At 68.3% G+C, this 14,591-nt stretch carries 9 protein-coding genes; all 9 read left to right on the forward strand.

The window, feature by feature from the left end; genetic code table 11:
• The first annotated feature begins 5 nt into the window (after positions 1-5).
• A complete protein-coding gene (locus ACSQ19_RS09990) occupies positions 6-2,237 on the forward strand; it encodes a TonB-dependent receptor (protein ID WP_299344492.1) in 2,232 nt (743 codons plus the stop codon).
• 146 nt (positions 2,238-2,383) lie between these two features.
• Positions 2,384-3,535, forward strand: a complete 1,152-nt coding sequence (locus tag ACSQ19_RS09995; RefSeq protein ID WP_435996686.1) for a serine hydrolase domain-containing protein — start codon at positions 2,384-2,386, stop codon at positions 3,533-3,535.
• The gene (locus ACSQ19_RS10000; protein ID WP_435996688.1) at positions 3,532-4,485 is read left to right on the forward strand and encodes a ribokinase; all 954 of its coding nucleotides are present in this window, start codon (positions 3,532-3,534) and stop codon (positions 4,483-4,485) included. Before ACSQ19_RS09995 ends, ACSQ19_RS10000 begins: the two co-directional genes overlap by 4 nt.
• Before the next feature lie 27 nt (positions 4,486-4,512).
• A complete protein-coding gene (locus tag ACSQ19_RS10005; RefSeq protein ID WP_435996690.1) occupies positions 4,513-6,699 on the forward strand; it encodes an SUMF1/EgtB/PvdO family nonheme iron enzyme in 2,187 nt (728 codons plus the stop codon).
• On the forward strand, positions 6,696-8,537 hold the full coding sequence (locus ACSQ19_RS10010; RefSeq protein WP_435996692.1) for a glycoside hydrolase family 127 protein: 1,842 nt from the start codon (positions 6,696-6,698) through the stop codon (positions 8,535-8,537). The genes ACSQ19_RS10005 and ACSQ19_RS10010 overlap by 4 nt, the downstream gene beginning before the upstream one ends.
• A gap of 121 nt (positions 8,538-8,658) precedes the next feature.
• Entirely contained in the window at positions 8,659-9,846 is a 1,188-nt protein-coding gene (locus ACSQ19_RS10015; protein WP_435996694.1) for a CaiB/BaiF CoA transferase family protein, read from the forward strand.
• Between the two features lie 120 nt (positions 9,847-9,966).
• A complete protein-coding gene (locus ACSQ19_RS10020) occupies positions 9,967-10,689 on the forward strand; it encodes a TorF family putative porin (RefSeq protein WP_435996696.1) in 723 nt (240 codons plus the stop codon).
• 120 nt (positions 10,690-10,809) lie between these two features.
• Positions 10,810-12,519 (forward strand): potassium-transporting ATPase subunit KdpA, encoded by a 1,710-nt coding sequence (kdpA, locus tag ACSQ19_RS10025; protein ID WP_435996698.1) that lies wholly within the window; start codon positions 10,810-10,812, stop codon positions 12,517-12,519.
• A 10-nt stretch (positions 12,520-12,529) separates the two neighbouring features.
• On the forward strand, positions 12,530-14,590 hold the full coding sequence (gene kdpB, locus ACSQ19_RS10030) for a potassium-transporting ATPase subunit KdpB (protein WP_435996700.1): 2,061 nt from the start codon (positions 12,530-12,532) through the stop codon (positions 14,588-14,590).
• The last annotated feature ends 1 nt before the right edge of the window (position 14,591 follow it).

The following is a 14,591-nucleotide window of genomic DNA, read 5'->3' on the forward strand; positions in this document are numbered from 1 at the left end:
ACACCATGAAACAGGTACCCGCCGCGTTCGGCGTTTTCCTGCTGGCCGCCGCCGTCAGCGCCAGCGTCAAGGCCCAACAGAACACTCCGCTGCCGCCGCAGGACGCGACGACCGAAGAACGGGCGAAGGATGCCGTCGACCTGGATCAGGTGATCGTGACCGGCGTGCGTGCGCCGAAGTCGATCGACCGCATCCCCGGTGCGGTGTCGCTGGTGTCCAAGGAAGAGGTCAAGCACACGCTTGCGCTGACCGAAGACGCGACGGCGGTGCTGGCACGCACGGTGCCCGGCTATGCGGAATCGTCCCAGGCCATGAGCAATACCGGTGAAACCCTGCGCGGCCGCATCGCGCTGCGCCTGTTCGATGGCGTGCCGCAAGGCTCGCCGTTGCGCGAGGGTGGCCGCAACGCGACGTTCACCGACATGGGCATCGTGGACCGCATCGAGGTCATCAACGGTCCGTCGGCGTCGGAGGGCATCGGTGCCGCGGGTGGCATCATCAACTACATCTCCACGGTGCCGACCAAGGAAGGCAGCGAATTCCGCTTCCTGTCGCGCTATTCCACCCAGTTCAAGGACGACAGCGCCGGCTGGAAACTCGGCCTGAACTATGCGTTCAAGCAGGAGAACCGCGACCTGGTGGTGGGCGTGTCGCGCATCGATCGCGGCATGGCGTACGACGCGGATGGTCGTCGTGTCGGCATGAACACGAGCGGCTCGGTATCGGACTCGGTGGCCCGTAACCTGTTCCTGAAGGGTGGCATCAACTTCGGTGAAGACGGCGTGCAGCGGCTGCAGCTGAGTTACAGCAATTTCAAGATCGAGGGCAACGGCGACTACATCCAGGTCGAGGGCTGCCGCCCCGGCACCTGCCCCAATCCGGTGACCAACACGTCCGAGCGCGGGCAGATCTTCGGCAGCAAGGCGGAGTTCAACGACTTCGAGCAGTTGAATGCGCTGTACACGCACGGAGACTTCCTTGGCGGCAATCTGGTGCTGAATGCGTACTGGGCTGACCAGGCCATGCGTTATCTCCCGGAGAACGGAGACGATCGCCAGTTGGTATGGCCGCTGCCGGTGGGCGCGGAGCGCATCTTCGACCAGTCGGAAATCACCAGCAAGAAGTGGGGTTTCCGTCCGTCGTGGACCCGCTCGTCGCTGTTCGGCGTCGATGGCCTGGAACTCCGCACCGGTGTCGACTATGTCTACGACGAAGCGCAGCAGCGCCTCGCATTGACCAACCGCCTGTGGGTGCCGCCCATGGAATACACCAGCGTCGCGCCCTACGTCCAGCTCAGCTACGACATCGGCCCGGTGACCGTGAGCGGTGGCTTCCGTCGCGAGGACGGTGAGCTGCACGTCGACAGCTACACGACTACGCCCTTCCGCAACAGCGTGTTCGTCGAGGGCGGCGGCGTGGAGTACACCGAGAACCTGGTGAACTTCGGCGCCATCTGGCGTATCGCCGGCGGCTGGTCGGTGTTCGCCTCGTACGGCGAAGGCTTCAGTCTGCCCAACATCGGCATCCCGCTCCGCAACATCAACGTGCCGGGCCAGTCGGTGGACCGGATCCGCGACCTGCAGGCGATCGTCGTCGACAACCGCGAGTACGGTTTCAACTGGCGTGGCGACCGCGGTTCGCTCGGCGGTTCGTACTACGACTCGCGCTCGCCGTTCGGCACCTCGCTGGCGGTCGACCCGGCGACCAACGACTACGTGCTCAACCGCGCCCCGACCCGCATCAAGGGCGTCGAACTGAGCGGCGAATGGCGCTTCAATCCGCAGTGGAAGGTCAACGGTCTTTACTCGCGTATCCGGGGCGAGACCGCGTTCTGGAATGCCGACCTGCTGGGTCGCTATCCCGCAGGCGGGCTCAACAAGCCGATCGGTGTCTCGGACATCAATCCGGACAAGATCGGCGCGTCGGTCAACTGGCGTTTCAACGAACAGGGTGACGTCACCCTCAACGCCACGAAGCTGCTGGATCGCGACCTCACGGGTTCCGATACGCGCGCGTTCGACGGGCAGACCTACTCGTTCCAGGAACACACGCAGGGTTACACGCTGTTCGATCTCAGCGCCAACTACAATTTCGAGAACTATGGTCGCGTGACGCTGGGCATCGAGAACCTGACCAACAAGCAGTACGTGCTCAGCTGGTCGCAGGTGGACTTCTTCAAGAACTACTTCGCCGGTCGCGGTCGCATGTACTCCGTTACCTACGAGTACACGTTCTGATCCACCATCCGCGGATGCCGGTCTTGTCCTTCGCCGCATCCACCCGCGCCGCCCCCTCTCCAGGGCGGCGCGGGCTCTGGATGGTCCTGATACTCTCGCTCGCCGCCTGCGCGACCGCCACCCCGCCGCCGCTCCCGCGTGCGCCGATGGATACGCTGCTCACACAGGACATCGGCAAAGCCGGCTACCTGGGCGCCGTCGCCGTGGTCGCCGATCACGGCGCCGTGGTCTACCGCGGTGCGTTCGGCCATGCCGACCTTCAAGGCCGGCATCCGCTGCGCGAAGACGCGATCTTCCGTATCTATTCCATGACCAAGCCCGTCACCTCGGTGGCGGCATTGATGCTGGTCGAACAGGGCAGGCTGCACCTCGATGCCCCGGTGGCCACCTATCTGCCCGAATTCGCGGGTCTGCAGCGGGTCGCGGGCGGCAGCGTGGAGGCGCCCGCGCTCGTGCCGGTGCAGCGCCCGCTGACCGTGCGGCACCTGCTCACGCACACCGCCGGTTTTGCCACGGGCGGTGACGACATCCGCGTGGCATCCGCCCTGCTGCAGGCGCAGGCGCCGGAAGAAGCCACGGACCTCGCCGGCTATGCCGACCGCGTCGCACGCGCGCCGCTCGCCACCGAGCCGGGCACGCGTTTCCGCTACGACGGCGTCAACACCGAAGTGCTGGCGCGCGTGGTCGAAGTCGCCAGCGGTCAATCGTTCGAGACGTTCCTGCGGACGCGCATCTTCACGCCGCTCGCCCTGCGCGACACCGGTTTCGAAGTGCCGCCGGAGCAACGTGGCCGCATCATGGCGCTGACCACGCGCGATGCCGCAGGCCAGCGCGTCCTGGCCGACACGCCGTCCGCACACGAACCCGGCGTCCGCCTGCGCCCCTACACGAGCGGTGCCGGTGGCCTCTATTCCACCGCCGCCGACTACCTACGCTTCGCGCGGATGCTGGCCGAAGGCGGCACGCTCGAGGGCGTGCGCCTGCTACGCGAAGACACCGTGGCGATGATGATGTCCGACCAGCTCGCGGGCTTCGATCCGCCGGTACCTGCCCCCGAGCCGGGCGAAGGCTTCGGCCTGGGCGGGTATGTCGTCACCGATCCGGCGATCAGTGCGCGTCCCGGATCGCGTGGGCAGTTCGGCTGGTCCGGCGCCGCTTCCACGTACTTCACCATCGACCGCGAGCGCGGGCTGGTGATCCTGCTGCTGTCGCAGCACCTGCCCACCGACGGGGCGCCTCCGTTGCCCAAGCTGGCCACGCCGTTCTATCGCGCGGTCTATTCGGCGGTGTCGCCATGAGTCGCGGTCATGGCGGCGGCGTGCTGGTGGCGGGATCGGCCAATCTCGATTTCGTCGTGCGTGCGGCGCATGTGCCGGCGCCGGGCGAGACCGTATTGGGTCGTGAGTTCGCGACGTTTCCGGGCGGCAAGGGCGCCAACCAGGCCGTCGCCAGTGCGCGTGCCGGCGGTGTGCCGACCCGCATGCTGCTCGCGCTCGGTGACGATCCGTACGCCGTGGTGCTCGAAGCCGCCCTTGCCGACGCCGACGTGTCCACGCACATCGTGCGCGTGCCGGATACCGCCAGCGGCACCGCCTTCATCTGCCTGTCCGACGACGCGGAGAACGCGATCACCGTCGCGCCGGGCGCCAACGCGGGATTGAGGCCGCACCATCTTCCCTCGCTGCGCGGCATCAGCCATCTGCTCCTGCAGCTGGAAACACCGCTGGACAGCGTGGCCAGCTACGCCCGGCTTGCCCGCGAGGCCGGCGTTCGGGTGGTGTTGAATGCCGCACCCGCCACCCCGTTGCCCGCGGGCCTGCTCGACAGCGTCGACGTACTGGTCGTCAACGAAGGCGAACTGGCCACGTTGGCCGGCGAAGGTTCCGTAGCCGCGCAGGCGGCGCGCCTGCCGGTGCCCTGCGTGATCGTGACGCTTGGCGCGCGCGGTTGCTTCGCACGGCGGGGTGGTGAAATCTTCCTGCAGCCCGCGTTCCTGATCGACGCCGTGGATACGACCGCGGCCGGCGATACGTTCTGCGGCGCATTGGCCGCCCGCCTGGCCGAGCATGCCGGGCTGGCGGACGCGCTACGCTTCGCCAGCGCGGCCTCCGCGCTCGCCTGCACCCGGCTGGGCGCGCAGACCAGCATCCCGGCGCGCCCGGAAGTCGAAGCCTGGTTCGCCGGGCATGTCGACGCACCCTCGCAGCAGGCCGCCCTGGCGGCTTACTGCGGCCTTCCCCGCGACTGATCCATCGTCCCGATCCAAGATCTCCCCATGAGCACGCCCACGTCCCCCGATTCCCATGATGCCGCTGGTCACGACGACACGTACGTGGTGAAGACCGAATACAAGTTTTCCCACGTCACCACGCAGCGCTACCTGCCCACGCCGGGCAAGGCGCCGGGCTGGCCGTTCGCCGACATCGGCCAGTGGAAGATCGATGCCAATGCCTCGGCCGACGATTGGGTCGCCGAACTGAAGGACTGGCGGCGCGAGCACCTCACCCGCATCGGCTACGACGACGCCAACTACCGCCGGCCGGAACTGCAGTGGGCCCAGCGCAACTTCGTGCATGCGCAAGTGATGGTCGAGGACCGCTACCTCTACGACCCCGTCGCCGGCCGCTACACCGTCGACCGCTACCTCGATGATCTGGAAGCGCGCTTCGGCGGGCTCGACAGCGTGCTGTTGTGGTGCGTGTATCCCAACATCGGCGTGGACGACCGCAACCAGTTCGACCTGGCACGCAGCCTGCCGGGCGGGCTGGAGGCGCTGCGCGGCGCGATCGACGATTTCCACCGCCGCGGCGTGCGCGTGTTCCTCACCACCATGCCGTGGGACAACGGTACCCGCGACGAAGGCGCGCCGGACTGGCAGGCCATCGCGCAGATCGTCAAGGCGGTGGGAGCCGACGGCATCAACGGCGACACCTACAACGGCGTGCCGCGCGCGTTCTTCGACGCCTGCGATGCGCTGGGCCATCCGGTGGTCGTGCAGCCGGAATCCACGATCAGCGCCGAAGAACACCTGATCTGGAACGTGCAGAGCTGGGGCAAGAAGGCGCCGAACGAGGTCGTGCCGCCGGTGGCGAAGTTCAAGTGGCTGGAACCGCGCCACATGATCAACTACGAGAACCGCTGGGGCCGCGACCGCAACCACGACCTGCAGTACATCTTCTTCAATGGCGTGGGCTACAACGCCTGGGAGAACGTGTGGGGGCTGTGGAACCAACTGACCCCGCGCGACGCCGCTTCACTGCGCCGCATCGCCACGATCTACCGCCGCTTCGCGCCGTTGCTGGTCAGCCTGGACTGGCGCCCGTACGAACGCACGCTGCAGGCCGGCATCTTCGCCAGCCGCTTCCCGGGCGAGGGCCGCACGTTGTGGACGCTGGTCAACCGCCACGAGTACGCGATCGCCGGTGAGCAGCTCGCCGTGCCGCATGTCGACGGCACGCGCTATGTCGACCTGTGGAACGGCACGGCACTGCAGCCGCGCATCATCGACGGCCACGCGATCCTGGAGACGACGCTGGAAGGCCGTGGCTTTGGCGCGCTGCTGGCGTTGCGCGCGGGCGTGGAGGAAGAAGGCCTGGATGCCTTCCTGGCGCAGATGGCGGAGCACGCGGCGACGCCGCTGGCATCTCTGTCCGCACGATGGACCGCACTGCCGCAGGCCTTGCAGCCGGTCGCCGCGACCCCGCCACAGGCCACGGCACCGGACGGCATGGTGACGATTCCTGGCGGCGAGTTCCTGTTCGCCGTGCAGGGCATCGAGATCGAAGGGCAGGTGTGGGAAGGCGTGGACGTGCAGTTCCCGTGGGAACCGACCGCGCGCCGCCACCATCGCCAGCGCATGCAGGTCGCGGCGTTCCACATCGATCGCCACCTGGTGACGAACGAACAGTTCAAGGCCTTCGTCGATGCCACCGGCTATGCGCCACGCGATGCGCTGAATTTCCTCCGCGACTGGCGCGATGGCGTACCGCAGGCGGGCTGGGAGAACAAGCCGGTCACCTGGGTGTCGCTGGAAGATGCGCGTGCCTATGCCGCCTGGGCGGGCAAGCGCCTGCCACACGGCTGGGAATGGCAGTACGCCGCACAGGGAACGGACGGTCGCCTGTATCCGTGGGGCGATGCCTGGCGAGACGATGCCGCGCCACCGGTGTTCCGCGGCCGCGTGCTGCCGCCACCGGCCGATGTCGGTGCGTTTCCCGCCGGCGCCAGTCCGTTCGGCGTGATGGACCTGGTGGGCCATGTCTGGCAGTGGACGGATGAATTCCACGACGAGCACACGCGCGCAGCCATCGTGCGCGGCGGCAGCGACTACGAGCCGCGCACCTCACACTGGTACTTCCCCCAGGCCAAGCGACTGGACCAGCACGGCAAGCTGCTGTTGATGGCGCCGGGCAAGGACCGATCCGGCCGCATCGGTTTCCGTTGCGTGGTGGATGCCGCATGACGACGACGGCCTCCACTGCGTCGTCGGTCGTGCTTGGCGGCGTCCTCGGCGCAGCCCTCGAGGCCAACCTGCGTGGCCGCCTCTCGCACTTCATCACCGCGCCGGACAGTCCTGCGATCGCGCTGTTCTCGCCCGAGCACCGCGCGCGCAACACCGAGGGCGACTGGTACGGCGAGCATGCCGGCAAATGGCTGTCGGCCGCCGCCCGTGCCTACGGGCGCAGCGGCGATGCGACGCTGGGCGCGCACCTGCGCGCGGTCGCCGACTACCTGCTCTCCGTGCAGGAAGCCGACGGCTACCTGGGTACCTACGCGGAAGAGCGCCGCTTCATCCATCCGCAGCCGCCGAAGCCGCCCAGCTGGGACGGCGCGCCCGCGCTGCGCACCTGGGACATCTGGGTGCACGCCTACCTGATCCTCGGCCTGGTCGAGACGGCGCGCGCCCTGCAGGACCCGCGCTATACGCAAGCCGCCGCGCGCATCGCCGACCTGTGCGCGCAGGCGCTGGCGTCCGGCATCGACATCACCACGCTGGGCAACCACCACGGCATGTCGGCCACGGTGCTGATGGATGCCGCGCTGGAGTTGCATGCCGAAACCGCGGAGCCGCGCTTCCTCGCGCTCGCCCAGCGCGTGCTGGAGCAGGCGAACTCGCATCCGGCGCTGCGCCTGCTGCCCGCGCTCGAGGCCGGTGCCGATGCGTCCGAGATCGCCACCGGCAAGGCCTACCAGCTGCTCTGGAACCTGGTCGCGCTGGTGAAGCTATGCCGCGCCACCGGTGACGCCGCCCTGCGCGACACGCTGGAGCGCATCTGGCAGAACGTCCGCGAGCACCACCTGACCCTGGGCGGCGGGCCATGGGGCGGCGTCGCCCATCGCTCGCGGGAAGTGTTCAATGCACGCGGCAGCTTCAGCCCGAACGCCTACGTGGAAACCTGCTCGCTGCTGTCGTGGATCCAGTTCAACCGCGAGCTGCTGCAGCTCACCGGTGAGGCGCGTTTCGCCGAAGAGATCGAGCGCACCGCGTACAACGACCTGCTCGGCGCGCAGGCGCCGGATGGCGAGGACTGGTGTTACTACTCGTTCCCGAACGGGCGGCGCGTGCACACCACCTACTGGCGCTGCTGCAAGTCCAGCGGCGCGATGGCGGTGGAGGAACTGCCGTCACTGGCGTATGCCGTGGACGGCGACACCGTCCGCGTGCAGCTTTACGGGCCCGGCGAAGCGCGCCTGGCCCATCCGCAGGCCGGGACGGTGGTGCTGCGCCAGCACACCGGGTATCCGTTCGACGGCGACGTGTCGCTGGACGTGCAGCCCCAGCGCGACGCGACGTTCGACCTGCAGCTGCGCATTCCATCCTGGGCCGAGGGCGCCACGGTGTCGGTCAATGGCGAGCCCGTGGAGGCCGCGGTCGTGCCCGGTGCTTTCCTCGTCCTGCGCCGCCTGTGGCGTTCCGACGACCACGTGCAACTGGCGTTCCCGCTGCGGCCGACGCTGCACCGGCAGGTGCTGCGCAACGTGCAGGAATCCCGCGCGCCGGACGGCTCGGCGGTCCACCAGCAGGTGCTGGACCTGCATTACGTCGGGCTCACGCGCGGCCCGCTGGCCTACGCCACCGACCTGATCGACGGTTTCAAGACCGAAGAGACCGTCCGTCTGCCCGACGGACCGCAGGACGACTGGCTGCAGGTGCTGCCGGTGACCGACGCCGAGGAGGGCGCGGCCATTTCGCTGCAGCCCGCGAGCCGGCCGCCGCTGCTGTTCTGGCCGTACTACCGCGCCGGTGGGCGACACGACGGCGCCTGGCGCCTGACCTGGCTGGCGCTGCCGCCGCCATGACCGTCCGCGCGCTCGCAAGAATTTGTGGCAGCAGAAACTACGGCCGCTGGCTGTATCGCGCCCGCGCCGTGGCACAGACTGGCCATCGCCGTTGCGGCGGCGGCTGAAGGAGCCCTCTTCCATGGACAATCCGTCTCCCTTCCGTTCGCGCCTGCGCACGGGCCCCGCCGGTCCGCTGAGCGGAGTGAAGGTGCTTGACCTCAGCGCCTACATCGCCGGCCCGTACGGCTGCACGCTGCTGGCCGACCAGGGCGCCGACGTGATCAAGGTCGAGCCGCCCGATGGCGACAACCTGCGCCAGTACCCGTCCACCCTGGAGCGCGAGAGCCGCGCCTTCCTCGGCGTGAACCGCAGCAAGCAGGGCATCGCGCTCGATCTCAAGCAGCCGGCCGACCACGCCGCGTTGCTGCGCCTGGTACGCGAGGCCGACGTGCTGGTGCACAACTTCCGTCCCACCGTGCCGAAGCGGCTGGGCATCGATTTCGACAGCCTGACGGTGATCAACCCGCGGCTGATCTACTGCGCGGTGACCGGCTACGGCGAAACCGGGCCGATGAAGGACAAGGCCGGCTACGACCAGGTGCTGCAGACGATGACCGGCATGTGCACGTTGCAGGGCAAGCGCGGCGGTGCGCCGGAAATCATCTACGGCTCGGTGGTGGACTACTACGCGGCGGCGCTGCTCGCCGCCGGCGTGTCGTCGGCGCTGTACGAACGCGAACGCAGCGGGCGCGGGCAGTTCGTCGGCGTGTCGTTGTTGCGCAGTGCGCTGACCATGCAGTCGGCCCGGATGATCTGGGCCGAAGGCGAAGCGCTCGACATCGGCCGCGACATGCGCTCCGGCGGCGTCACCGGCATCCATCCGGCGCGCGAAGGCTATCTCTATCTCTCCGCCAACACGCCGCGCTTCTGGAAGGCGCTGTGCCGGCTGACCGGCCTGGACGCCTTGGCCGACGATCCGCGCTACGACAGCGTGCGCAAGCGCGCCGCGCAGGCCGCGGAGATCGTCCCGCAGCTGCACGACGCGCTGCAGGCGCGCACCGCGACGGAGTGGGAAGCGCACTTCGGCGACGAAGTGCCCTGTGCTGCGGCGCGACGCGTCGAAGACATGTTCGAGCATCCGCAGGTACTGGCCGAAGACATGGTGGCCGAGATCGCGCATCCGGTCGTCGGCAGCTACCGCGGCGTCACCCGGCCCATCGCGTTCGGGCGTACGCCGGGTCCGGCACCGTTCGCCGCGCCGGTGTTCGACCAGGATGCGGAGCACGTGCTCGGCACATCATCGCCGCAGGCACGCAACGCCGGCTAAGGCAGGGCGCGCGGCTTTACGCCGAATTTACGGCAGTGCGCGGGAAGCGCATGGCGGCTTTACGCGGGGCAGGACCAGACTTTCGCGGTCGGCGGAACGTCTTCCGCCTGGATCGCATTCATGTCCTTCATCTCCTCCGCTTCGCGCCGGCGCATGCCTGCGTTCGTCGTTTCTTCCGTCGCCGCTGGCCTGCTGCTGGCCATGGCGTCCACCGCGCAGGCCGCGACCTTCAACGGCTCCGGTGCGCTCACCACCGATTACGTCTGGCGCGGCACCACCCAGACGCAGGGCGACCCGGCCGTGCAGGCCGGCTTCAAGGCTACGGCTGACAGCGGCCTGTATGGCGCGGTGTGGGGCTCGAACATCGAGTTCGCACCGGAAACAAAGGCCAGCAGTGAAATCGACGTCACCCTCGGCTGGGGCGGCACCCTGTCCGACGACTGGGCGCTCGATGTCAACCTGACCCACTACCGCTATCCGTCCACCACCGTCGACCTCAACTGGACCGAGGCCATCGGTACGCTGACCTGGAAGCAGAACTACTGGGCGCAGCTGGGCTACTCCCCCGAAGCGCTCGCGACGGATGAAGCCGGCACCTACGCACAGCTCGGCGCCAGGTTCCCCCTGAGCGAACAGGTGCGCCTGGAAGCCGCCGCCGGCTATTACTGGCTGGACGACGCCTACGACGACAGCTACGCGCATGCGCAGCTGGGTGCGGTGTGGGCGTTCAAGGCGCCGTTCGAACTGCGCGTCACCGCGCACGCCACCGACAACAGCGCGAAGACGCTGTTCCCCGGCCTGGCCGGTTCGCGCGTGGAAGCGGCGCTGCAGGCCGCGTTCTGAGCATCGCCATGGCCACCGACTTCCTCCACCTGTCGTTGTCGCTCGTCGGCATCCTCGCCGGCGCCGGTCTGATGTTCCTGTTGATCACGCGGCGCGAACGCGCGCCGATGGATGACTCCCATGACTGAATTCTTCCTTGTGTTCGCGCTCGCGATCGCGCTGGGCTGGCCGCTGGGCCGGTATCTCGCCGCGGTGATGCGTGGTGCGCCGATGCGCGGCGACCGTTTGTTCGGTCTGGTCGAACGCCCCCTCTACGCACTGCTCGGCGTCGACCCTTCGCGCGGCATGGGCTGGAAGGGCTATGCCAAGGCCTTCCTGCTCAGCAACCTGGTGCTGGGCGTGATCGTGTGGGGCGTCCTGATGACCCAGGCCTGGCTGCCGCTCAATCCCAACGGCATCCCCAACATGCGTTGGGACCTGGCGCTGCACACGATGGTGTCGTTCCTCACCAACACAAACCAGCAGCACTACTCCGGCCAGGCGCAGCTGTCGTACCTGGCGCATGCCAGCGCGATCGTCGGCCTGCAGGTGATCACGCCGATGATGGGGCTGGCCCTAGTCGCGGCCACCTTGCGCGGCCTGTTCGGCGGGCGTGGGAAGAGCGCTGCAACGACGGACACCACCACGAACGGTGAAGCCGATGTCGGTAACTACTGGGCCGATGTCATCCGTCCGACCGTGCGCTTCCTGCTGCCGCTGTGCCTGGTGTGGTCGCTGGCGCTGACGAGCCAGGGCGTGCCGGCCACGTGGGACGGCGGTCCGGTTGCCACCCCGATCGACGCGAGCGCGGAGATGCCCGAGCAGAAGATTCCCTTGGGCCCGGTCTCGCCGATGGTCGCGGTGAAGCAGCTCGGGACCAACGGCGGCGGTTGGTATGGCCCCAACAGCGCCGTGTCGCTGGAGAACCCAACCCCGTTTTCCAACCTGCTGGAGACGCTGGCCCTCATCCTGATCCCGGTCAGCATCGCCTTCATGGTGAGCGGCTTCACCGGCCGCAGGAAATTCACCGCGCTCGTGTTCGGCACCATGCTGACCATGTCGGTGATCTCGACCGGTGCGGCCGTGTGGTCGGAGAGCTATTCCGCCACATCGAGCGACATCGCGCTGATGGAAGGCAAGGAAGTGCGCTTCGGTGCCGCACCGTCCGCGTTGTGGGGCGCACTGACGACGCAGACCTCGAACGGCTCGGTCAACGCGATGCACGACTCGCTGGCGCCACTGACCGGCCTGGTGACGATCAGCAACATGCTGGTGAACAGTATCTGGGGCGGCATCGGCTGCGGCCTGCAGCAGTTCCTCGTCTACCTGCTGCTAAGCGTGTTCCTCGCCGGCCTGATGACCGGCCGCACGCCGGAACTGTTCGGGCGCAAGATCGAAGCGCATGAAGTGAAACTGCTCGCCGCGTTGGTGCTGCTGCAGCCGCTCGCGTTGCTGGCGTTCACCGCGATCACGCTGGCCGTGCCGTCCATCACCGGCAATTCCAATCCGGAGTTCCACGGCATCAGCCAGGTGTTCTACGAGTATGTCTCGGCGTTCGCCAACAACGGTTCCGGCTTCGAGGGCCTGGGCGATGCGACGTACTGGTGGAACCTCAGCGCGTCGCTGATGCTGGCGCTCGGTCGTTACCCCGCGCTGATCATCCCGCTGGCCATCGCCGGTTCGCTGGCGCGCAAGCGCGCCACGCCCGAAGGCCCCGGCACCCTCCAGGTGGAAACCCCGACCTTCGCGCTCACCCTGATCGCCGTGGTCGTCATCCTGACCCTGCTGCAGTTCATGCCCGTGCTGGTCCTCGGCCCGATCGCCGACCACCTGGCCCTGAGCGCGCTCTGAGAACACCGACATGACTTCTTCCTCCTCACGCTCCGCCGGCCGTGCGCCGGCCCTGCTCGACAGCGCGGGCTTCCGTGCTGCCGTCATCGGCTCCTTCACCAAGCTGGCCCCGCAGCACGCCTTCAAGAACCCGGTCATGGCCGTGGTCTGGCTGGGCACGCTGCTGACCGCCGGCCTCACCTTGGCCGGTACCACCACGGCGGGCATCGGCTGGTCGGTGACCGCGCTGCTGTTCGTCACCGTGCTGTTCGCCAACTTCGCCGAAGCCGTCGCCGAAGCGCGTGGCCGCGGCCAGGCGGCGTCGCTGCGGCGGGCCCGCAAGGATCTCGTCGCACGCCGCATCGACACGCCGCTGGGCGGTGCCGAGCGTCGCATCCCCGCGGCCGACCTGAGGCCCGGTGACTACGTCATCGTGTCTGCCGGCGAACAGATCCCGGCCGACGGCGAGATCGTCAAGGGCCTGGCCACGATCAACGAATCCGCCGTCACCGGCGAATCCGCCCCGGTGCTGCGCGAAGCCGGCACCGACCGCAGCGGCGTGATCGGCGGCACCAAGGTGCTGTCCGACGAGATCGTGGTGAAGATCACCGCTGAGCCCGGCCACAGTTTCCTGGACCGCATGATCTCGCTGGTCGAAGGCGCCAACCGGCAGAAGACGCCGAACGAGATCGCGCTGGGCCTGCTGCTGCTGACGATGACGCTGACGTTCCTGATCGTCGTGGTCACGCTGCCCTTCATCGCGGGCTTCGTGGGTGCGAAGCTCGATCCGCTGCTGCTGGTCGCGCTGCTGGTCTGTCTGATCCCCACCACCATCGGCGGCCTGCTGCCGGCCATCGGCATTGCCGGCATGAACCGCGCGCTGGCGGCCAACGTGCTGGCCAAGTCGGGCAAGGCGGTGGAAGTGGCCGGCGATGTCGATGTGCTGCTGCTCGACAAGACCGGCACCATCACCCACGGCGACCGCCAGGCCACGCTGTTCCATCCGCTGGCCGGCATCGACCGCGAGCAGCTGCGCGACGCCGCCATGCTGTCCTCGCTGGCCGATCCCACGCCGGAAGGCAAGTCGATCGTGAAGCTGGCGCGCGAGCAGGGCGCTACCCCGGCCGATCCCGAGCGTGCGCAGTTCATCGCCTTCACTGCGCAGACCCGCATGTCCGGCGTGGATCTTCCTGACGATGGCCGCGGCCACGTCCGTGTCATCCGCAAGGGTGCGATGGACGCGATCCTGAAGCATGTGCAGGCGCTGGGCGGCAGCGCGCCGGCCGAACTCACCGCGCGCGTCGAGCAGGTCGCCCGCAACGGGGCCACGCCGCTGGTCGTCAGCGACGGCAACCACGTGCTCGGCGTGGTCGAACTCTCCGACGTGGTCAAGCACGGCATCAAGGAAAAGTTCGCCCACATGCGCGCCATGGGCATCCGCACGGTGATGATCACCGGCGACAATCCGTTGACCGCCGCCGCCATCGCCGCCGAAGCCGGCGTGGACGACTACATCGCCGAGGCGCGCCCCGAAGACAAGCTGGCGCGCATCCGCCAGGAACAGGCCGGTGGCCGCCTGGTCGCGATGGTCGGCGACGGCACCAACGACGCACCGGCGCTGGCGCAGGCCGACGTGGGCCTGGCGATGAATTCCGGCACGCAGGCGGCGAAGGAGGCGGGCAACATGGTCGATCTCGACTCCGACCCGGCCAAGTTGCTGGAGGTCGTCGAAGTCGGCAAGCAGCAGCTGATCACGCGCGGCGCGCTGACCACGTTCTCGCTGGCCAACGACGTGTCGAAGTACTTCGCGATCCTGCCGGCGCTGTTCGCCTCGGCAATCCCTTCGATGGGGGCGCTCAACGTGATGCAGCTGTCCAGCCCGACCAACGCGGTGATCGCGGCGCTGATCTTCAACGCCATCATCATCCCGCTGTTGATCCCGCTGGCCCTGCGCGGCGTGCGCTTCCGCCCGGCCGGCGCCACCGCGCTGCTGCGCCGGAACATGCTGGTCTACGGCGTCGGCGGCGTGCTGCTGCCGTTCGCCGCCATCAAGCTCATCGACCTGTTGCTGGCCGCCGTCACCGGCGCCTGAG

Source organism: Pseudoxanthomonas sp. LjRoot127 (assembly GCF_964253495.1).
GTDB lineage: Bacteria > Pseudomonadota > Gammaproteobacteria > Xanthomonadales > Xanthomonadaceae > Pseudoxanthomonas_A.